At 43.0% G+C, this 22,445-nt stretch carries 14 protein-coding genes and 2 pseudogenes; 12 read left to right on the plus strand and 4 right to left on the minus strand.

Features of this window, described 5'->3' with window-relative positions; translation table 11 throughout:
- Nucleotides 1-116 precede the first annotated feature (116 nt).
- Nucleotides 117-1,802: a carbon starvation protein A gene (locus B1L02_RS02745; protein ID WP_088529824.1), complete on the plus strand. Its 1,686-nt coding sequence runs from the start codon at nt 117-119 to the stop codon at nt 1,800-1,802.
- A 69-nt stretch (nt 1,803-1,871) separates the two neighbouring features.
- Complete coding sequence (locus B1L02_RS02750; protein ID WP_088529825.1) at nt 1,872-3,404, plus strand: M17 family metallopeptidase; 1,533 nt, start codon at nt 1,872-1,874, stop codon at nt 3,402-3,404.
- A 73-nt stretch (nt 3,405-3,477) separates the two neighbouring features.
- Here the strand turns inward: B1L02_RS02750 and B1L02_RS02755 are convergent.
- Nucleotides 3,478-4,442 (minus strand): annotated as a pseudogene (locus B1L02_RS02755) (YihY/virulence factor BrkB family protein).
- A gap of 134 nt (nt 4,443-4,576) precedes the next feature.
- Here B1L02_RS02755 and B1L02_RS02760 point away from each other — a divergent pair.
- The 7 genes and pseudogenes from B1L02_RS02760 (at nt 4,577) to B1L02_RS02790 (ending at nt 13,137) form a co-directional block, all read left to right on the plus strand.
- Complete coding sequence (locus tag B1L02_RS02760; protein ID WP_088529826.1) at nt 4,577-5,692, plus strand: mechanosensitive ion channel family protein; 1,116 nt, start codon at nt 4,577-4,579, stop codon at nt 5,690-5,692.
- A gap of 1,003 nt (nt 5,693-6,695) precedes the next feature.
- Nucleotides 6,696-7,652: a hypothetical protein gene (locus B1L02_RS02765; RefSeq protein WP_088529827.1), complete on the plus strand. Its 957-nt coding sequence runs from the start codon at nt 6,696-6,698 to the stop codon at nt 7,650-7,652.
- A gap of 27 nt (nt 7,653-7,679) precedes the next feature.
- Nucleotides 7,680-8,549, plus strand: a complete 870-nt coding sequence (locus B1L02_RS02770; protein ID WP_088529828.1) for a Hint domain-containing protein — start codon at nt 7,680-7,682, stop codon at nt 8,547-8,549.
- 8 nt (nt 8,550-8,557) lie between these two features.
- Nucleotides 8,558-9,385, plus strand: coding sequence for a hypothetical protein (locus tag B1L02_RS02775; RefSeq protein ID WP_088529829.1), 828 nt, complete (start codon nt 8,558-8,560; stop codon nt 9,383-9,385).
- Nucleotides 9,382-10,887 carry a hypothetical protein gene (locus tag B1L02_RS02780; RefSeq protein WP_088529830.1) on the plus strand — a complete coding sequence of 502 codons (1,506 nt, stop codon included), beginning with the start codon at nt 9,382-9,384 and terminating at the stop codon, nt 10,885-10,887. Before B1L02_RS02775 ends, B1L02_RS02780 begins: the two co-directional genes overlap by 4 nt.
- 80 nt (nt 10,888-10,967) lie before the next feature.
- A pseudogene (locus tag B1L02_RS02785) lies at nt 10,968-11,603 on the plus strand (arginine deiminase-related protein); the annotation flags it as partial.
- Between the two features lie 103 nt (nt 11,604-11,706).
- Nucleotides 11,707-13,137, plus strand: a complete 1,431-nt coding sequence (locus tag B1L02_RS02790) for an alanine/glycine:cation symporter family protein (RefSeq protein WP_088529831.1) — start codon at nt 11,707-11,709, stop codon at nt 13,135-13,137.
- A 119-nt stretch (nt 13,138-13,256) separates the two neighbouring features.
- On the opposite strand, the gene B1L02_RS02795 is transcribed toward B1L02_RS02790, so the two are convergent.
- Nucleotides 13,257-13,994: a TIGR04211 family SH3 domain-containing protein gene (locus B1L02_RS02795; RefSeq protein WP_088529832.1), complete on the minus strand. Its 738-nt coding sequence runs from the start codon at nt 13,992-13,994 to the stop codon at nt 13,257-13,259.
- A 172-nt stretch (nt 13,995-14,166) separates the two neighbouring features.
- On the opposite strand from B1L02_RS02795, the gene B1L02_RS02800 reads away from it, so the two are divergent.
- Nucleotides 14,167-15,687 carry a CYTH domain-containing protein gene (locus B1L02_RS02800; RefSeq protein ID WP_088529833.1) on the plus strand — a complete coding sequence of 507 codons (1,521 nt, stop codon included), beginning with the start codon at nt 14,167-14,169 and terminating at the stop codon, nt 15,685-15,687.
- Nucleotides 15,688-15,796: 109 nt separating this feature from the next.
- Nucleotides 15,797-16,642, plus strand: a complete 846-nt coding sequence (locus tag B1L02_RS02805; RefSeq protein ID WP_088529834.1) for an HDOD domain-containing protein — start codon at nt 15,797-15,799, stop codon at nt 16,640-16,642.
- A 65-nt stretch (nt 16,643-16,707) separates the two neighbouring features.
- Here B1L02_RS02805 and metK read toward each other — a convergent pair whose 3' ends face one another.
- Nucleotides 16,708-17,859, minus strand: coding sequence for a methionine adenosyltransferase (metK, locus tag B1L02_RS02810; RefSeq protein ID WP_069022573.1), 1,152 nt, complete (start codon nt 17,857-17,859; stop codon nt 16,708-16,710).
- Nucleotides 17,860-18,119: 260 nt separating this feature from the next.
- Here metK and tkt point away from each other — a divergent pair, with 260 nt between their 5' ends.
- Nucleotides 18,120-20,114 carry a transketolase gene (tkt, locus tag B1L02_RS02815; RefSeq protein ID WP_088529835.1) on the plus strand — a complete coding sequence of 665 codons (1,995 nt, stop codon included), beginning with the start codon at nt 18,120-18,122 and terminating at the stop codon, nt 20,112-20,114.
- Between the two features lie 90 nt (nt 20,115-20,204).
- Here tkt and B1L02_RS02820 read toward each other — a convergent pair whose 3' ends face one another.
- Nucleotides 20,205-22,220: a methyl-accepting chemotaxis protein gene (locus B1L02_RS02820; RefSeq protein ID WP_088529836.1), complete on the minus strand. Its 2,016-nt coding sequence runs from the start codon at nt 22,218-22,220 to the stop codon at nt 20,205-20,207.
- Nucleotides 22,221-22,445: the final 225 nt, after the last annotated feature.

The raw sequence follows: 22,445 nt of genomic DNA on the forward strand, positions 1-22,445 counted from the left end.
ACCTAGACTAAAAGATAACTGCAATTAGTTTAATTTGTGCTAGCTTCGAAGTTGTCGTGCAACAAACTAATCACGCGAACTGCGTGTAATTAAAACAACAACAAGAGGTAAGCATTATGCAATCCATAATGATCGTACTCTTCGGCATCATAGGGATGTTATTTGGATGGTTTGTCTATTCCAAATTTATTGCTGAAAAAATATTTAAAATGGATGATAACTTTGTCACGCCGGCCCATGAGCTTGAAGATGGCGTAGACTATGTTCCTACCAACAAGGTAGTATTGTGGGGACACCACTTTACTTCAGTCGCTGGCGCCGCACCAATTGTAGGTCCTGCTATAGCCGTTTATTGGGGTTGGGTGCCTGCAGTACTTTGGGTTGTATTCGGAACCATATTCTTTGCGGGTGTCCACGATATGGGCGCGCTATGGGCAAGTGCTCGCCACAAAGGTAAATCAATGGGCGCGTTGTCCGAAAGCGTGATTGGCAAGCGCACTCGTTCATTGTTTATGATAGTGGTCTTCCTGGTACTGCTCATGGTAAATGCCGTGTTCGGTGTGGTGATAGCCAACTCCTTCGTGGGTAACCCAAATGCGGTATTCCCCGCTTGGTCTGCTATCGTCGTGGCGCTTATCATCGGCCAATTGCTGAAACGAAAAGTGCCGCTAGTACCACTCTGTATTATCGGGGTTATTGTGCTCTACGCGACCATTTATATGGGCAGTAGTATGCCGATCACCTTACCAACCGAAATGTTTGGTCTAAGCGACAAAGCCAATTGGATCATCATTCTGTTTATCTATGCTGCCGTGGCGTCATTGTTACCGGTTTGGATGCTATTGCAACCTCGTGACTTTATTAATGGCATGCAGCTGTTAGTGGGATTAATCCTGCTATATGGTGCAGTATTTGTTGTCATGCCTGATATCACCGCGCCTGCGTTTAATACTCAAACGGTGGAGAATACCCCAAGCATTATACCCCTGTTATTCGTGACCATCGCGTGTGGTGCGGTATCTGGTTTCCACGGTATTGTTTCGTCGGGAACGAGTTCAAAACAACTAGACAAAGAAAAAGACGGTCGTTTTGTCGGCTACTTAGGTGCAGTTGGTGAAGGCTCACTAGCACTTATCACTTTAGTCGCCGTGAGTGGTGTTATGCTTGCCGTATCACCTGAGCAATGGCATGAAATTTATAGTCATCTTGGTGCCGGCAGTGTATCAGCCTTTATTAATGGTGGTTCAAATCTTATCAGCACAGGTTGGGGGTTACCAGTTGAAATTGCATCAACCCTACTTGCCGTTATGGTTGTACTTTTTGCAGGCACCACCATGGATTCTGGCGTTAGACTTCAGCGTTATATTATTCAAGAGTGGGGCGAGATCTATAACATCAAGTTCCTGAACAACGGTATCATCGCGACTTTATTGGCCGTTGCATGTTGCTTGCTACTTGCCTTTGGCGCTGGTGGCGCATCGGGTAGTGGTGGTATGGTGATTTGGCCGCTGTTTGGTTCAACCAACCAAATCTTGGCAAGCTTAACCTTGTTGGTTATCTCAGTGTATCTCATCAAATTAGGCCGTCCTGCTAAGTACACCTTGATCCCTATGGTATTTGTGCTGGTGATGGCGTTTTTTGCCGGAGTGATCAAGCTAGGTGAATACTATCAAAAAGGCAATTGGCTGTTGGTTGTGCTTGACGTTATCGTGCTGGTGGTCAGTATTTTGGTGATGTTAGAAGCTTGGTCCGTGATCAGCAAAACCAAAGCGAAACCAGATGAAGCCCGTGATATGTCGTAGTTCCCTTGGAACTTGACCACAAATCACCTATAGTCGGCCCTAATTCTAATATAGAAAAGGGCCGTTTTTATGTCTTTTCCAATCGCATTACCCTGTAACACCCTATTTGAAAGCGATGCAGATGCTATCGTTGTTATTACTCATGATATTCAAAACCTTGGCAGTGCAGAGCTTGACGACGTTGCTGCACCATTTTTAGCTGTGGATGCGCGCATTGCACAAAAGGCAAGTCTGCTTGTTTCAGACAAAGTACCAGGCAAGCGATTGGTGATTGCGCCAACCGGACCACTCGATAGAGATTACGATGACGTTCGTCGTTATTTTGAAGCGGCAAAAGCCGGTATTTTAGAAGCGAAAGCGGCAGGCGCGGTAAAGCCTGTGCTTGCTGTTGTAAATGTGCCTGCTGATGCTCGTTACGAAAATGCGCGTGCAGTCAGCTTTTTAGGTGCTTGCCAAGGCTTATGGCAGCCATTAGAAGCACGTGAGTACCGTGGCGAAGCGATTGAACCAATCGAAGCGATTTATGTTTTTGAAGCGTCAGTACAATGCTGCGATCAACTGAGCGCAATCGCTGCAGGCCAATATGCTGCGCGCGATCTGTGTGGTACAGAGCCTGAGCGCATGGCTCCACCTCGTTTTGCTGACTATTGTGTTGAGCTATTCCAAGGTTCAGCGGTAAACGTTGAGGTTATCGCTGATCGTAAAGTTATGGATGAGCAATATCCACTGCTAAGTACCGTAGCGCGAGCCTCTTACGCCGTTGAACGTCATCATCCTCGTGTTGTAAAAATGGCATACGAGCCTGAAGGTGACGTTGAACGTACCCTTATCTTTGTTGGCAAAGGTCTTGTATACGATACCGGCGGTGCAGATCTCAAAGTGGGCGGTTTTATGGCGGGCATGAGCCGTGATAAAGGCGGTGCGGCGTCAGTGGTTGGTTTTATGGAAGCGGTTGCTAAGTACCAACCAAAAGGTATTAAGGTAATTGCTTACCTTGCCGTGGTTCGTAATTCGATTGGTTCTGACTGTTTCGTGCCGGATGAAATCATTGAGAGCAGAGAAGGCGTTCGCGTTCGTATTGGTAACACCGATGCGGAAGGTCGCTTGGCGATGGGGGATTTACTCAGCGAAGCGAAAGACTTAGCGCTTGGTGAGAAAAACCCTGAGATCTTTACGGTTGCAACACTAACGGGTCATGCGGCGCGCGCCATGGGCCCTTACAGTGCTTATGTTGAGAATGGTCCTGCGCGAGCAGCACAAGTATCTCGCAAGATTGCAGATATGGGCGACCTATGGGCTGATTGCGCGGAAGTATCGCGTAGCCGACGCGAAGACTATGACTTTGTAAAACCACGCACCCTTGCGGATGATGTGCTATCGAGCAACAACGCTCCATCGGCGGTGACAGCCCGTGGTCACCAATTCCCAATGGCATTTTTGGCAATTGTTGGTGGCTTAGACAAGCATGGTTGTAATGCAGAATTGCCAATTCCGTATGTACATATGGATATTGCAGGTAGCGGCGTTGAAGGTGGTGACTGGCAACATGGCAAACCAACCGCTGCAACCGTTGCGAGTTTGTTTGCTCGGTATTGTATCTAAGCTATCTAGATAGGCGTTTAAAAGGGAGCGAATTCGCTTCCTTTTTTATGCCTATAACCCATTCCACGTATTGTTATTGCTTTTCTTGACGTTGTCTTGTGGTTAAATTATCAGCAACAAATGCACCTCGTTGTCCTCTAGTTTTTTCTGGGCCAACGGTACTATCTTTTAAAGTTTGAAGTTCAGCGCTGGCGTTTAATGCGGCACCAAAAATAATAATGTAAGCACTTAAGTATAACCACATCATCATAATGACGACGCCTCCCAATGAGCCATAAGTCTCATGATAAGAAGCAAACTGTGCGACATAATATGAAAATCCCAATGACGCCAAGATCCATAAACTGGTGGCGGTAAACGAGCCGAGTGTTATCCAACGCCATTTTGCGGCTCTGCGATGAGGCGCATAACGATAAACAAATGCTAAGGAAAAGTGAAATAGCACCGCTAAAATAGACCAAGTGATTAGCTGGATTATCGAATCTATCGCTGTAGTAAATCCCACTAGATTAAGCACAATGGGTAAGATTCCGATAATAGACAACGCCACAATCGCAACGAAAATAGCCCCACAGAAAACAAAAAGCGCACCACTAGCGCTTGCAAAAACTGCCTTTTATTGTGCTCGTGATAAGTAATGTTGCAGGCAGTGATCAGCGCCTGGCAGCCTTTACTGCTACTCCATATTGTTAAAAAGAGGGTAAAAACAGCACCTAGGCTTAGGCTTGCCTGCGATTTTTGAGTGAGCGCTTTGAGCTGTTGCAGCATAATTTCTTGACTGGATGGTGGTAGGAGTTCGATAAGCGGCTGCAACTGTCCGACCATTTCTGTGGGCGAGGAAAAATAGGCATAGACAGAAACAACGGCCGCCAACGCGGGGAATATAGCCAGCAGGGCATAAAATGCCACGCCAGCGGCAACCAGCGATAAATTATCTTGGGTTAAGCTGTGATATAGACGTTTACTTACATCCCACCAACCTAGTGCTGGAATATCACTTGGTCTGTCTGCATTAAAGCCGTGTTTATGAGTTGCCATTCGTTTTTCCTAAATCAATTCTGGGTCGGTTGATCTAAAGTGATATACAGCAAAAGGTCTGCCAATCTCGTTTGGCGTTATATTTGCTACTAGTCAACTCGTGACCTTGTGAATAAAAACCTAAAGAGTGCAATATGGAAATCACTAATCTTATTAAAAATCAAATGGCTAATATGGTTCAGGCGGCAGCTTCTCGCGAAGCGACTGAGGCCGTGAGCACTTCAGATATGCTAAGTTTAAGCGCACAAGTTGTGCACTTTTTACAAACTGCATGGCAATTATTACCTGCTCTGGCGTTGGGAATTGTGGTTATTGTGCTTTGTTATTATTTAGCACGGCCAATCTCTTATCTTTTGATTAAACCCATAGGTTATGTCAGTAAAAGTCGGTTATTGCATTTAGTCACTCGCCGTTTTATCAGTGTGTTAGTCATATTCTTTGGTATTTATATCTTTTTGCGCTTGGCCGGGTTGAGTGAGTTTGCCGTCGCAGTAATGAGTGGCACTGGACTTGTCGGTCTCATTCTCGGGTTTGCGTTTCGTGATATCGCCGAGAACTTTATTTCGAGTATGCTACTTAGCGTCCAACGCCCGTTTAGAATTGATGATATTATCGAAGTGGATAACCGTTTAGGTATCGTTAAAAAGGTCACCGCCCGAGCAACGACCTTAGTTGACTATGATGGCAATCATATTCAAATCCCCAATGCGACCGTATACAAGAATGTGATTAAAAACTTTACCGCCAACCCCAAGACTCGTGGACACTTTAAGATTGGTATTGGTTATGACAACGATATACGCCTGACGCAGCAAATTGCAATTGATTTACTCAAAGAACAAAGCGCGGTTTTAAACGATCCGCCACCGCAGGTTTTACTTGAAGCATTAGGCTCCGCAACTATCAATCTAACCATTTATTTTTGGGTCAATAGTGAACAGCACAGCCCGATAAAAGTGGCGTCTCAACTCATGCGAGAAACCGTTAATTGCTTTACTGAACACGGAATTAGCATGCCTGATGATGCTAGAGAACGGATAATCATAGCTGCAAATAGTGAGACGCAAGGAGCAACTAAAGAAGCGAATAGTAATCCGAGTAGTAGCAATAGAGAATCAGTGAAACAAAAGATCAAAACCACAACAGCTGCAGTTGATGCGGATATTGATGATGTGAGTAGCGATGCGGACGAGATCAGAGAACAAGCAGAGCGTGCTCGAAGTCCAGAAGAAGGAGATAATATTATTTGAATAAGTGTGATTACCAAGGGACCTTGACGTAATCACACTATCAGTGTTGTCGCTCATCAGCAAGCTTTGCCAATCTTAATGCAGTGGTGGTCATATTTTCTCTCAGGCAGTTTGCCTGCTGCAGAGCATAAGTAATGCGCGTTTCCTAACGTCCATGACCATTGCTGACTTGTACGTCTTCAAGCAAATCTTCCTCTTGTTCAAAGGTTTTTTCAACACACGAAGTGACTGCTTTATAAAGCGTTTTCTGATTTGCTTTGACTTGAACTAGATAGTCAGCTCCTCTCGAAGTTAGTGTTGATAGAGTTGGTTGATGGAAGAGTGGTTATCTTCAACAAGCTCAAGGTAACTAAATAACGACATAACTGACAAGTAGATAGTGATAAATTGGGGATTATTAGATCAGAAAAGGGCCGAATGTTAGAGCTTTTTACAAAGTGCGATCCCGCCGAGGCCTCAAAGTAAATCACTGAAATGATATAAAGTACTTTAAACCGAAACAAAATAGGACTTATTGTTGGGGAGGGGATGTTGCAAAAATGTATATGGTTGCACGTGTCTTCTTACTTTGGTTTGTAATCTATATGACGCTATATCTAATATTAAGATCATTTAAAATCAGTGTCTTATATTTAAATTTCTTTATAGATAATTAAGGGGCATAGTTTGTTTTTTTAATAAAGATTATTGATGAATTTTTTTTATATTTTATTGTGCAATAATCTTGGTTTTAATAACAAGATTGAATAAGTAAAAACATTAAATAAAAATGAATCATTTAACAAAAGTGTAAATAAAGATTAAGCTTGTGTTTTTTTTGATTTTTTTTAGGTACAAAGAGAGGGGGCAGAATTCGCTAATTGTTCGTGATTTATCAATAGTCAGCTTTTGTGAATATTTTGTTTTTTGGTACTTTTAACACCTTTTTATCTTTTTTCCTTTAGTCTAAATTATTCAAGTGCACATTAAGTGTACAAATTAGTCAATTAAGGAAGGTTATAAAATGCTTAAATTGAAAAAACGGGCGGTAGTTGCATGGACTATTGCTGCATTTGTTTGCAGTTCTCATGCGCACTCTATGAGTGAAGGTGTGCTTAAGAAAATATCGCTGGCAAACAATGCTGAGGTATTTATGCCTGAAAATAATTTACATTTAAGGCATAACGCTAATAGCGGTGCTATAACAGAAGCGGTTTTTAATCGCATTATTAACTCAGTTAGTGTGCACTATGAACCATTAATTAACTCCCATGGTGCGAATCTAGTTTGGAGGCGTAACTGGAACGATGATACGGTCAACGCTTATGCATTGCAGCAAGGTAGCAATTGGATTGTGTCAATGTTTGGTGGCCTAGCCCGAGCTCCCGAAATAACGGAGGATGGCTTTGCCTTGGTTGTTTGCCACGAGCTAGGCCACCACTTAGGCGGTTTTCCTTTCAAAGGAACTCGGTGGGCTGCAAGTGAGGGTCAATCGGACTACTTTGCTTCACATTCTTGCGCGAAGAAAATCTGGGGGAATGAAGACAATAGTGAATACAGATATAGTGTTCATTCAACCGCAAAACAGCAATGTAATGCAACGTACGGCGATTTCTATGAACAAAATCTTTGCTATAGAACATCTATGGCTGGGTTATCACTAGCAAAGTTATTAGCGGCCGGACGCGGACAGCGAGTTAGCTTTGATGATAGAGATGATTCGGTTGTTACACAAACCTATGAAAACCACCCTCAGCCACAATGCCGTCTTGACACTTACGTCGAAGGAGCGCTGTGCAAGATAGAAGATGATAGCTACTTGATCCCAGGTAAAGATGTTGTTTTCGGACGTCAATCTATCTATGCAGAACTAGAAGCTGCTCGCAATCACTGTGCAAGTATTTCTAAGATCCTTGAGGTTCCAAACGCAAACGACGCATTTCGTCCTAAGTGCTGGTATAAACCTCGCTTAGCTGAATAAAATTTCTTCGAAAATAATGAGGATAAGATGATGAATATTACAAAAAGTTTGGTTCTGTTATTTACATTATTATTTGCATTAACTCTAGCGAGCAAAGCGGAAGCTCGCGTACCAATTCCAATTGACCGATGTGAGTTATCAGGCTGTGGAGATGGTGGCCCTACAACACCATCCGAAACAAATCGGTTTTTGGACCAAAAATATGTAGATCAGTTAAGGTCGCGCTGTAACGGTACAGAATTGAGTCAAGAGGAGTGTAGACAGTATCGTGACTATGCGCGTGGTAACTGTATCAACGATACGGAATATTATTACGCGAAAACAAAGAACTTCGCTCCAGTGTGTAACCAATTCGATCCTTCTAAATTAATCGCTGTGTGTCGTTGTGGTTGTTTCGAAATAGGAACTAAAATTTCAGCTCGTGAAAATGGTTCAAACATTAATAGTCAAATCAACATTGAAAACTTGTTCAGCAATGAACAACAGTTCAATGTACTTGCAATGGCTGACACTGCCACCCTATCTAATGTGCAATTTGACCTAGAACAGATCGCAGATACTACGAAAGGACCTGAGGAAAAGCCTCTAATCGTAATCAAGACGGCATCTGGTATTCGTTTAGGTTTAACAGAAGAACATGGTGTATTGCTGGCTTCTGGCAAGATGGATGTTGCACGTAACCTACATGTTGGTGATCAGCTAGTAAAAGAAGATGGCTCAATTGATATTATTACCTCGCTTGAGCAAGGCGCAGAAAACCAAGATGTTTATAATTTACTGACAAACTCTGAAGACGAACAAGGCCACTTAGTCATTGCTAATGGTTTAGTCATGGGAGACCTTTACTGGCAAAACATTTTGATGAGTGAAATGGCAAAATTCGAAGTTAGACAGTGATTTAATCAATGATTCAATCTAGCAAAAAACTAGCTGTTGAGATTATTTATCAACAGTTAGTTTTTATAGGATTTATTATGATAAATAAAAAATACTTGGCCATTATCACATTTTTTACCCTGTTAGGTTTGTTCTACCTTGGGAGCGAAACTCTCTTTGATTATAAAGAGGAGCAAAAAGTCGAGAGAGTTACAAGACAAGTTTCAACTGACAATCATAATACAAATAACGATATAGACAAACCTGTACATAAAAGCGAAACAAAAATAAAGCAAGAACTTAAATTTATTTCACCCACCAGTGAAGCTCTAGAAACTGCCAAGCAGGGAGTGAATGATTATATTGGTTTTAACCAGTACGCAGATCGGGCTGAAAGAAAGACCGCATTATTTCAAAACTGGGATTTAAACCCAGACATACTCGAATTGCAACATGATATTTTAGTGAAAAAAGACATAGCCGACTCACTTTTTGGCGAGAATCAAGCACATGCAAGGTTACTTGCAATTGACTACCTTGGCTACTTATCTAGTAATGGTCAACGAAAACCAATTGAGAAAACGATTTCAGCTCTTTCCCAAAGAATAAATAATGAAGAATGGAGCAAAGGAATTGAACACGATTATGTCGATTTAATACTTAAATATACGGATTCTCTCTCGCAAGATGAGTTAATGAGCAACTTTGAGGTTATTGTTGAATTTTCAGGATACTCTCAAAAAAGTCATGATTTATTTACAACGGGACTATCTCTCTCTGAAACAGTACTCCTATTGCCCGATAGCAAAATGGAAGAATTAAAAACTCGATTAAATTTAGTCAAGGAGCAACTATGAAAACACTAATGCATTCGATGTTGATAAGCACTGTATTGTGCGCCTGTGGAGGGGATAGTTCAGCAAAGCCACATGATGATACATCAAAGCCTGTAGTAACGAACCCAGATCCTAAACCTCATGAAGAAACCCCTAAAGATCGCTTGGTTTTACAGCGAGGCGTTATTTTTCCAAAGTATCCTGTACTTGGAGTTGACCAAGGGATTATAGATGAAGTTGCTCTGATTACAGCAGAATCAACCTGTGATGGACTAAAAGAAAACTGCCAATTAGTGGATGTGGTATTTGAGCCTAAACCCTTTAACCCCCAAAAGCATGACAGAGATCAACGCATATTGCTAATCGATTTTGGCCTTGCGAAACAAGCAATATCTGCTTATCAGGACCGAGTTATTGACCTAATGTCGTTTGATGAAAATCTTAACTTAATAGCATATAGACCGGTAATTGAGATGCCAAAAGACGCCGAACTTATTTTTAAAAGAATAAGTAACTCGACACAAAGCTTATCAGCCATCAACTTCTCACGTATCTCAGCAGACTTTGCAGCTAAGTTTCTTCCGTTGATAAATGAGAAAGATGCACCTTTCTCATTGGGTGATGGTCATGGTGCTCATATAGCCAGCTTTCTATTTGAGTATAATCCCAAAGCGCAATTACTTTTGGTAGAAGATAAACATTGGATGACGACTAGCTCATGTGATGCACTTGATAGTAAAGATGAGAATGTTGTTCAAAGTGAGCTTAATAAGCTAAAAAGCAAACAGGATAACGCTTTAACTGGCCTACAAACAGCGATTCAAGAACACGAAATTGGAATGATCAATGCGTCGTTTGGTGTGTCTAGACAAATTCTAAATGAAACAGTAGCGGCAAAATGTGGTAAAATATTTAACCAATCTGTGATGAGTGCATTACTCAATTTAGAGCATCGCTATATAGATAAACTTTCAATGATGTCTTACACTACAGAGTTGAACGAGGTTCGCCATCCACTGCTAGTTCAAGCTGCCGTTTCTTCTGCTTCTCGTGCACTTTCCGAAGATGATGCTGCGTTTCCGATTGATTGCGATTCGGACATTAGCCCGCGCCTAAGGGTCGCGAATCCCCTAGCCTCGATGAAAAATTTAGGTGTTGAAGCTGTGCCTTTGGAGGGGATCATTGACAACGCTAAGCTAAGCACTCAAGATTACAATATTTGGAATTGTAGTGATGTTTATATTTCGACTGGAGGGTACAAAGATGACGGTATCAAACATCGAAAACGCACATTCCCATTAACTCTCTATGGTGTGTTAACAGCTGGTCCAATATACTCAGTTTTTCACAGTTCATCATTTTCTACTCCTATCGCAGTTTCGACACTGAATTATATTCAAGGTCAGTCATCACGACGACTTACTGCGCAAGAATTAATTGAGGAGTTTGTTGGCTTCGAGAAGAAGGTGCTAGATCCTCTACAGCATGATTTATTCAATGTATATAAACACTCTGTAAACTAATCGCGAAATGCCTTTACTGCCTCAGGCTTTGGCTTGGGGCAGTTCTGTATCGCTATATTTTTTGAAGTCGTTAAATGTGAAATAGGCGACTTGAGATCCGTCGCGATATTATCGATTTTCTGAGTGCTCACTATCAGGTGACAAACATCAATGATTATAGTCATCTAACCGCTGAAGAAATATTCCTTGAAGGCACCGGCTCTATGGTTATCGATCATCAAGCAAAAGTGGCCTATGCGGTAGAGTCCAAGCGCACCAACACCGTGTTAGTTAATCAAGTTTGCGAGCAGTTGGGACTACAGGCAGAGATATTTAATGCCTATGATAAGAATGAAATGTCTGTTTATCACACCAATGTCTTAATGTGTGTCGCCACCGATTTCGCCATGATATGCTTAGATATGGTGCCAGAATATCAGCGGGCACAGCTTATCAATCGTTTTACGCAAAGCAGGCACACGCTGATTGCGCTATCTTATCAGCAGATCCAACATTTTTGCGGTAACGCGATTGAGCTACAAGGCAGTATGGGACGCATACTCGCGCTTTCCACAACGGCTTATCGGGCGCTATTGCCCGAGCAAATTGCTGTCATTGAAAAGTCAGCTAAGCTTGTTGCTATCGATATACCGACAATCGAAGCCGCTGGTGGCTCAGTGCGTTGTATGATCGCTGGAGTTCATTTAAGTAAGCGTAAAAACAAGCTTCACCGTTAAACAATACTTAGGGCTTGTAGCGCACTCAGGAGAACAGAAATCAAACAGCAAAGGGCAATATGCCCTAGATAAACGGCAAATAATAACAAAACAGGAATCGCCTATGTTTGAACATGCAGTTAAGAGTATCAATGGGTTCTTATGGGGAGAAGGCCAGATACTTATTTATATCCTGTTATTTGCAGGGTTTTGGTTCACTATTCTTTTGCGAGGGATACAAGTTGTAAAGTTTCGCCACATGTTTAGCCTGTTACGGGGCAGTAGTCAGGGCGATGACAATACGATTAGTTCTTTTCAAGCATTATGCACAGGGCTATCAGCTCGAGTTGGAACCGGTAATCTTGCAGGTGTTGCGGTTGCAATTTCTCTTGGTGGCAGTGGTGCGATATTTTGGATGTGGATGATCGCTATTCTGGGTATGGCGACAGGCTTTGCCGAAAGTGTGCTTGGACAAGTCTATAAAGTGCGAGATAGCCAAGGTGAGTTCAGAGGTGGTCCTGCTTATTATATTCAAATGGGGTTGGGAAGTAGGGCGTTTGCAGTATGCTTCGCCTTTTGCTTGTTTTTGGGATATGGCTTTACTTTTAGTGCCATGCAAACCAATACCATCACCGATGCGCTCAATAATGCGTTTGATATTCCAACCTTATATTCAGGTATTGTGATCACTGTCCTTGCTGGCTCTATTATTCTTGGCGGCTTTAAAGCGATTGCGCGATTTGCTGAAAAGGTAGTGCCAGTGATGGGATTAGTCTTTGTCCTTGCAGCCATTATTATTACCTTGATGAATTACTCGCAAGTCCCAGCCATGATCAAAGATATTTTGCTATCTGCTTTTGGCTTGCAAGAAGCGGGCGCCGGTGCACTGGGCGCGGCCATTAAAAATGGTATTCAGCGCGGGCTTTATTCTAACGAAGCGGGAGCGGGCAGTGTACCGCATGCATCGGCAAGTGCGACGCCTATTCCCAATCATCCCGTGACTCAAGGCTACATCCAAATGCTAGGTGTATTCTTTGATACCATTGTATTGTGTAGCTGTACCGCCGTGATCATTTTATTGGCAGATATAGATATTGGCAGTGAGATGGAAGGCATACGGCTAACACAATCTGCGATGACCGCGCATTTAGCAACTGGGGGCGTGTACTTTGTCGCGGCGGCGATCACTTTGTTTGCTTTCACCTCTGTAGTGGCTAATTACGCCTATGCTGAAAGTAACTTACACTTATTCCATCTGGATAATAAAGTTGGCCGTTCAATTTATACCGCATGCTACTTATCTATGATGTTGTGGGGCGCGTCGGCAACGCTAAAACAGGTATGGGATCTTGCCGACATCGCATTAGGTTTAATGACGGTGGTGAATGTTATTGCCATCGTGCGTCTTACACCCACTATCTTGGCGGTTACGGCTGATTATCATCTGCAAAGAGCAAAAGGGAAAGAACCTGTATTCGAAGTCGATAAGGTCAAAGTGCAAGGAGTTACTGAGTCTGGCATTTGGGGTAAAATTAATGCAAAGAGTTCAGTCTAATACGTTTTAGATGGAATAAATAAAGGCCGAATTTTTCCGGCCTTTATTTATTTTTGACAAGAAAGTTTAGATGCACCGTCAGTGACGAAGTTATCTAACCTCAATAGGTATATAACTAATTACCAGCCGTCGTAACGCTTTCTACGAGATAAAAATAGCGTCAGGATCACACCGATAATAATGCCACTGATCCCGATGATGCCACCGTAAGTGAGCAACTGGTGTTGTTCTTTTTGGACTTTTTGCTGTTGTGCTAAACGCTCATTTTGTAGCTGCTTTTCAAGCCCTGAAATAGTGTCTTGAAGTGAAGCATTTTCCGCCAGCAGATTGGTATTATTTTGCTGCAGCATTGGAAGCTGTTGCTGGGCATCATTTAGCGCTTCTTGGGTTTCTACCAAGGTTTGGTTAACCGTCTCTAATTGCTGCTTTAAACCAGGCTCAGTGGTGACAAATCTACTCTCTACCCAACCTTCTCTTGCTTTGTCGTCTTTAATTTGGACAAACTCGTCATTAGCGCCACTCAAAATAGTGATTGGCGTCCCAGCATCGACAGAACCTAAAATTCGATAATTTTTACTTGGACCTGTGTGCATGAAAATAAAAAGATTGTCACTAATATAGCCGTTTGGTGTTGCCGCGTTTACTGTGCTATTTTCGTCTGGCTCTTCGGCCAAGCTTACAAAGCTGGTGAAGAGCAGGCTCGCAATGATAAATTGCTTAAAGTTGAACATGCGTTGGCCTTTTATTCTTTGGGTCGTAAAGTTTACAAAATAGTAGGGATTTCGCGGCCTAATAGCAAGGCTTTGTTTATTTTGAATGGCGCGAAATAATTGATTACATAATGAAAATTGCGGCATTTAACGCAATGATACGATGTTATTAATCCGTTGACGTTCAGCGAAATTAGCCCGACTATCTATTGATTTAGCGCATATTTGGTGCACTTCTCATCGGATAAAAAGATTGCAAACTTAGCCTCCTTTGTATATTTTGATCCTCCCTTAGACAAATAGGTAAAACACTGCCCTAATGGACACTGAAATAGAACTGAAATTTTTGGTTTCAGATAATGAAGTTCCGCTGATCCCTGCACTCATCACACAGTTTGCAAAAACGGTCACTAACAAGCCTGCTAAAAACTTAACTAACGCCTACTTTGACACGCCAAATCGTGAATTGCGTGCGCTAGATATTGGCCTAAGAACACGTTGTTGCAACGATGAATGCGAGCAAACGATTAAGCTTGCGGGAGAAGTTGTAGGAGGGTTACATCAACGGCCTGAGTACAATTTACCTATTCAGTCAGGACGTCCTGACTTGTTAGCGTTTGACGCGAATATTTGGCCTCACGGCATGCAACTTGAGCCGATCGCAGAAAATATATTCCCGATCTTCAGTACGAATTTCATTCGTCGTACTTGGTTAATCGAAACGGATTCAGGAACCAAAATCGAAGTCGTGTTGGATAAAGGGGAAATAGCAGCCCAAGGGAAGATGGAGCCAATCAATGAGCTTGAAATAGAGCTGATTGAGGGAAACAAAGAAGATCTTTTCTTATTAGCCGATCACCTAATTAAACAAGCTGGTATGCGTTTGGGGCTTTACTCAAAGGCTGCTAGAGGGTATCGCATCGCCGATGATAAGCCTTTAAAACCAAATAAGTTTATAGGCTTTGTACCGCTAAAATCTCAGGTAACACAAGAGCAAGCGTTAATTGCGACAGTAAGTTATGGTATTCAGTTCGTACAGAAGCACGAACAGTGCTATTTTAATAAGCCAAGTCTCAAGACGTTAAAGCGCGTTATTGATGGGGTTTCGCTTATTCGTCATGCGTTTTGGTTGTTCGATGACATCGTTGATAAAAGCTCGACCGAAAGTATTCGCAACGAGTTAAAATGGTTGTTGTCAGAACTTGCTTGGGTTGAAAATGCAATTCATTTAAAAACCTATACCTCAAAGCGCCATGCTTACCATAAGAAACTTAATCAGTTTCCTGAATTGGCGCAGGTCATTACCGATTTGCAAGATGTTCAGCCGACACCGACGGACATTGAAGATCTATTTCATTGCACTCGTTATAACCGCTTAATTCTCTCACTTACTCGCTGGCTTGTTGATAGAGCTTGGCGTAAAAATTGGGATCAAAAAGCGCTGAGTGCAGCAGAGTTGCCCGTCACAGAAATTGCAAGCCAATTATTTGATAAAGACTGGCAAGAGCTTAAGAACTTACTCCCACAGGATAAGTCGCTTTCTGAGGGCGACTATTTACATGTGAGAATAAAGTTAGAAAATACGCTACTAAGTGGTAACTGTTTGGGCAAGCTTTACGATAAAGAAGCGCGTAAAGCCTTTAGAACGCCGTGGATTGATATCGTTTATGGTATTTATGAGCTAGAAACACTGGCGTATTTATATCAGCTCTGCCAAAGCCAAAATTCAGACGAGTTACAAGAAGTGCAAGCATGGCTTAAGCAAAAATCTGACTTTTTGATCAGTGCCATGGAGCAGAGTCGACAATCTTCCGTGCATAGCGAACCATATTGGTTCTAACCAGATTAAGCGGGTTTTCCCCCGCTTTTTTGTACCACTTCATTACAATCAATACTGCAAATATCAGGCAATGAACTAAACTTGGGTGTATCAATTCTGAGGTAGCCCAATGATCGATATTGACGATAAAGTGCTGAATGATTTGCGCGGCGGGTTCAACTTACCTGCTAAGCCTGAAATATTGCAAGCCTTACAAAATGAGTTATCACAACCTGAACCTGATTTATTTAGCGTGGCAGGTATTATTGCGGCTGATGTTGGTGCATCAGCTGCGGTATTAAAGGTAATTAATTCACCTGCTTATGGCCTTGCCCGTACCATCACAGACATTAAACAAGCCGTGATGTTTTTGGGCGTCACCTGTATTACGCAATTAGTAACAGGGTACCTACTTAAAAACGCGTTTGAGCAGTCAAAGTGCTGCATTTCATTGCAGCAGTTTTGGGATAACGCTGCGGATATTTCAAAAGCGGCAATGGTAGTTGGACATTATCTAAAAGCGTCATTACCCATGGAGAATTTGCAGCTGCTCGGATTGTTTCACGATGCCGGGATCCCAGCGATGGCCGTAAAGTATCCTGATTATGCTGAAGTAATAAAGCAGTCTGTAGAGCGACCAGAGCAAACGTTGATTTACTACGAGCAGCAAAAGTATCCAGTGCCTCACACTGTGATAGGCTACTTTCTTGCGACGTCTTGGCACTTACCCAAAGAAATATGTCAGATGATTTTGCGCCACCATGACGTTAGCTATCTTGAAGAACAAAAAAATGCGCAACATATGCAAACTTTTGCGGCACTTAAACTGGCTGAAAACCTTTGCTTTGAAGCAAAGCACTTTAGAAGCGCAGCTGATTGGTACCAATTTAAAGATAAGGTGATGATTGAGCTTAATCTGCATGAAGATGAGTATCAAAACTTAAAAGATGATGTCGACGAAGTATTTATCGGATAGGAAGATTATTCGAGAGCATTAAAAAAGGCGCACTAGGCGCCTTTTTTACTTTTTGCGGCAGGAGATTATAGGCCTGCAGCTGCACGTAGTGCGTCAGCTTTATCTGTCGCTTCCCAAGGGAACTCTTCACGACCAAAGTGGCCGTACGCAGCAGTAGGCTGATAAATTGGACGCTCAAGGTCTAGCATTGTGATAAGACCGTAAGGACGTAAGTCGAAGTGCTCGCGGATAAGCTCGATTAAACGCGACTCATCAAGCTTAGCTGTACCGAAAGTTTCTACACTGATGGAGGTTGGCTCAGCAACACCGATTGCGTAGGAAACTTGGATCTCACATTTGTCAGCAAGGCCTGCTGCAACAATGTTCTTTGCAACGTAACGCGCTGCGTAAGCAGCAGAACGGTCAACTTTTGATGGATCTTTACCAGAGAATGCACCACCACCGTGACGAGCCATACCGCCGTATGTATCTACGATGATTTTACGACCAGTTAGACCACAGTCACCCATAGGACCACCGATAACGAAACGGCCTGTTGGATTGATGAAGAACTTAGTTGCTTCAGTGATAAGCTCTGCAGGTAGGGTTGGCTTGATGATAGTTTCCATAACCGCTTCTACGAGATCAGCTTGTGATACAGAATCACAGTGCTGCGTAGATAATACGACGGCGTCGATACCTACCGCTTTACCGTTTTCGTACGCGAATGTTACTTGAGACTTAGCGTCTGGACGTAACCAAGGTAGCGTGCCGTCTTTACGAACTTGTGCTTGGCGCTGAACTAGACGGTGTGAGTAAGTGATAGGCGCAGGCATAAGTACGTCAGTTTCGTTACACGCGTAACCAAACATTAGACCTTGGTCACCAGCACCTTGTTCTTCTGGACGAGAACGATCAACACCTTGGTTGATATCAGGTGATTGCTTACCAATCGTATTAAGGATTGCACATGAATCAGCGTCAAAGCCCATGTCAGAATGGGTATAACCAATTTCACGCACGGTCTTACGAGTTAATTCCTCGATATCAACCCAAGCGCTAGTTGTGATTTCACCACCAACCATAACCATACCGGTTTTAACGTAAGTTTCACACGCAACACGTGCTTTTGGATCTTGCTCAAGGATGGCATCTAGAACCGCATCAGAAATCTGATCGGCGATTTTATCTGGATGGCCCTCAGAAACAGATTCAGAAGTAAATAAATGTTTAGCCATTGTATTTATGCTCACAAATATTGCGCTTCACAAACATCAGGGACAGCGCGAAAAATTAAGGGGCGTATTCTAACCAAAAAACCTAGGCATTGACTAGTTATTTTACGCCTAGACGTCCAAAATTGTGCAAACTTTTTTAATGGTCGGAAAAAGTCCGTCTGTACCCGTTTTTTTATGACCTTTGCCGTTGCAGTTAGCCATATAAATAAGTAAGAATGGGCTCAAACCCCCGCGAAACACATTTAAAGGTAGGAGAATTCATGCCATCTCGCAAAGAACTTGCTAATGCAATTCGCGTTCTTTCCATGGACGCTGTACAAAAGGCCAAGTCTGGCCACCCAGGAGCCCCTATGGGCATGGCAGACATCGCAGAAGTACTTTGGCGCGATTTTTTAAAGCACAACCCAAGTAATCCTGAGTGGTTCGACAGAGATCGCTTTGTATTATCAAACGGTCACGGCTCGATGTTAATTTATTCACTGTTGCATTTGTCGGGTTATGACTTATCAATTGATGACATCAAAAACTTCCGTCAGCTACATTCAAAAACACCAGGCCACCCAGAATATGGTTATGCGCCAGGTATCGAAACTACCACAGGCCCATTGGGTCAGGGTATTACTAATGCGGTAGGTATGGCGATTGCTGAAAAAGCATTGGCTGCGCAGTTTAACCGTGAAGATTACGACATCGTTAATCACTGTACCTATGCATTCTTAGGTGATGGTTGTTTGATGGAAGGTATCTCTCACGAAGCTTGTTCACTTGCGGGCACCCTTGGCCTTGGCAAACTGATTGCATTTTGGGATGACAACGGCATTTCAATCGATGGTGAAGTTGAAGGTTGGTTTAGCGACGATACACCAAAACGTTTTGAGTCTTATGGCTGGCATGTTATTGCAGGCGTTGATGGTCACGACAGCACCGCGATTAAAGCAGCTATCGAAGCGGCGCAAGCTGAATCTGACAAGCCAACACTTATCTGTTGTAAAACGGTTATCGGTTATGGTTCACCAAACAAATCAGGTAGCCATGACTGTCACGGCGCACCGCTAGGTGATGATGAAATCAAAGCAGCACGTGAATTCCTAGGGTGGGAGCACGGCGCGTTTGAAATTCCAGAAGATGTGTACGCTAAATGGGACGCAACAGCACGTGGTCAAAATCAACAAAGCGACTGGTTGATTAAGTTCACTGAATACCAAATGCATTACCCTGAGCTTGCTGCTGAATTTGAGCGACGTATGAAAGGCGAGCTTCCTGCAGACTGGTCTGAGAAAACAGAAGCGTATATCGCAGAGCTTCAAGCTAACCCTGCAAACCCAGCAACACGTAAAGCATCACAAAACGCACTGAATGCTTATGGTCCAATTCTACCTGAGTTTATGGGTGGCTCTGCTGACCTTGCCGGTTCTAACTTAACGCTTTGGGATCAATCTAAAGGCTTAACGGCAGAAGATGCTGCGGGTAACTATATCTTCTACGGTGTGCGTGAGTTCGGCATGTCTGCCATCATGAATGGTATTGCGTTACATAGAGGTTTTATTCCTTACGGTGCGACATTCCTAATGTTTATGGAATACGCGCGTAACGCCGTACGTATGGCAGCATTGATGAAGCAAAGAAGCATCTTTGTGTATACTCACGATTCAATTGGTCTTGGTGAAGATGGTCCAACACACCAACCTGTAGAACAAATGGCGAATTTACGTACTACGCCAAACCTTGCTAGCTGGCGTCCATGTGACCAAGTAGAATCAGCTGTGGCCTGGCAACAAGCCGTTGAACGCGCTGATGGCCCATCTGCACTTGTATTTACCCGTCAAGGCCTCGCGCAGCAGCCACGTACAGCTGAGCAAGTTGCTGCGATTAAACAAGGTGGTTATGTCCTATCTTGTGACGGTAAACCTGAAATCATCCTTATTGCCACGGGTTCTGAAGTGCAACTTGCGGTTGAGTCTGCGGATAAGCTTCGTGCAGAAGGTAAAAAAGTACGTGTTGTGTCTATGCCTTCAACGGACATTTTTGATGCACAATCTCCAGAATACAAAGAAAGCGTACTGCCAAGCTCAGTAACGCGTCGCGTCGCTATCGAAGCAGGTATAGAGGACTTCTGGTACAAATATGTGGGCCTAAATGGCGCTATCGTTGGTATGACAACGTTTGGTGAGTCAGCGCCTGCTGATGAGCTATTCAAGCTATTCGGCTTTACCGTAGAAAATATTGTTGAGAAGGCAAACGCATTGTTTGCATAATCAAAGAACAGAGACAAAAAACCCATGCCATGCATGGGTTTTTTTATGCTTCGTGGTTTTGCTAAATCACTAAAAGCTAAGTTTAGATAGTTAAACTTTAAACTGCTCTACAGATAAGCGTAACTCTTCAGCGAGTTTAGCGACCTCAGAGCTGGAGATTGAGGTTTGGCTCGCGCCTTCAGCCGTTTGCTCTGCGATTGTTACAATCGATTCCAAACGTTCACTAATTTCCTGTGCTACTTGCTGTTGCTCATTTGCAGCGTTTGCAATCTCTTCACTCACATCATGGGCTTGAGAAACGGCAGCAGTGATAGAGTTTAGTGCTTCATTAGCTCGGTCGCTCTGAGTTACGCACGACTCCGCCTGCTGTTTGCCTTTCGACATTGCGCCTACGGCTTCTTCGGCACCAGCTTGTAAGGATTCAATCATTGCTTGAATTTCTTGAGTCGACTCTTGAGTCTTGCTTGCGAGCGAGCGTACTTCGTCTGCGACCACAGCGAAGCCACGACCTTGTTCACCAGCACGTGCGGCTTCGATTGCAGCGTTTAGTGCAAGGAGGTTAGTCTGCTCGGCAATGCCACGGATAACATCCAAAATACTACCTATCGACGCGCTGTCTTGATGTAGTTTGTTAATCACGCGAGATGCTTCATCCACCTCTCTTGCGAGTTGCTCAATAGTGTGTTTGTTCTCATGTGAGATACCTTTTACACGCTCAGCTTCTTTATCCGCATTTTTAATTTCTTGTAATGCTTGATGCGCGCTGTTGCTTACACCGTGAGACGTGCTACTCATCTCAGTTGTAGCAGTAGCGGCTTGCTCTACTTGTGCCTGCTGATTCTTAATTGCTTGGCTTGACTCTGTTGTGATAGTCGATGTTTCTTCGGACGCTGCAGCAAGCTGTGTCGAACGAGAAATAATGCCAGTGATAAGCTCACGTAAGCTAGAGATCAGGGTGTTACAGCTTTTAGATAGCTCGCCAAACTCATCTTTTGCCGTGTCATCTAAGCGCTGTGTCATATCGCCACTTGCGACAATGTTTAAGACTCGATTCACTTCCGATAATGGTTTAGTGATACGGCTAACGGTAATGTAAGCAACACCAACGGCCATTAGAGTCGCTACTATCATCCCAATCCAAGTCCATAAGTTTGCAGTACCTACATCGGCACGTACACCTTGTTGTAAGTTAAAGGCGACTTGGCTCGCTTCAGAGAGTAAATCATCTAGCTGAGATAGGGCGGCTTTTGTGGTTTTCTCGGCGTCGGCTAGTTCTTTACGTGTTTCGGCTAATGCATTGATCAAGCGTTTTTGATTTTCCGCGATACTATTGTTGCCGCTGACCGCACCTTTTAAGTTGGTGTAATAGCCTTCGAGATCAGCAAACAAACTGCTATCAAGCGCGCTAACGGGGCCACGCATTAAGTCGATATTACGACCAAGCTCTTCAACGAGGTAGCTTTGATCTCTACTCACGATTTCCAGCGTATTGATGTCTTCAACTGTGACAATATCGTTGGCACTGGTCACTACAGAAGAAAAATTATTTTCTAAATTATTTGCTGCTTGAAAAGCTCGTTTGTCAGTATCTTCTAAGCCATCCAAATCGATGATATCAACCGTCACCATAGTTGCATCTTCTGCGGCAACATCGATAGTTGACAACTGCTCTTTTAATTTGTCTCTTAGCGAAAGCTCAGATGTTTTCTCGTTTAATAGGCTGTTCATGGCTTTTACGAAAGCATCATAACTTTTGCCAACATCTCGGCTGCTTGAGGCTAGTTTATTATTGGTAGCAACGACCTGTTGCAACTCTGAATAGGTTTTGTCAAAGATCTTCTGGCGCTCTACAAATTGCTGTTTGAGCGTCGCCAGTTCAGTCTCTGAACGCGCATAAAAACTTCCCTGAGCCATTTTGCTCATTAAAGTAAACTCTACTTGTAGTGCAGAGCTTTTAGAGAGTGCAGGTAAAGAAAGGTTGTTTACCTGCTGAGTTGAGTTGTCAATGTTCGCAATTCTTAATAAAGAATTGCCCCCGATAAGAAGAAGCAACAAGGTAATGGTAATAAAACCACCCCAAATACGTTGGCTAACAGTCAAATTCATAGCTGTCCTACAAAATTTACAATGCAATACGGATACTTATCGGATTTATTGCGGATAAGTTAAGTATTTTATAGCAGATGTGACAGAAAATTTCAGTAAAAAAGGTCGGATTACAAAAAATAGCAGCTCAACGGATGAAAAGTATAAGCTTAACGCTTTCTTCGACTTTAGCTTAGTTTTCTAAAAGTTAAAGTAAGTGCTTACCTTGGAGTCGATTTAGGTAAA

The sequence above is a fragment of the Pseudoalteromonas piscicida genome, from assembly GCF_002208135.1.
GTDB lineage: Bacteria > Pseudomonadota > Gammaproteobacteria > Enterobacterales > Alteromonadaceae > Pseudoalteromonas > Pseudoalteromonas piscicida_A.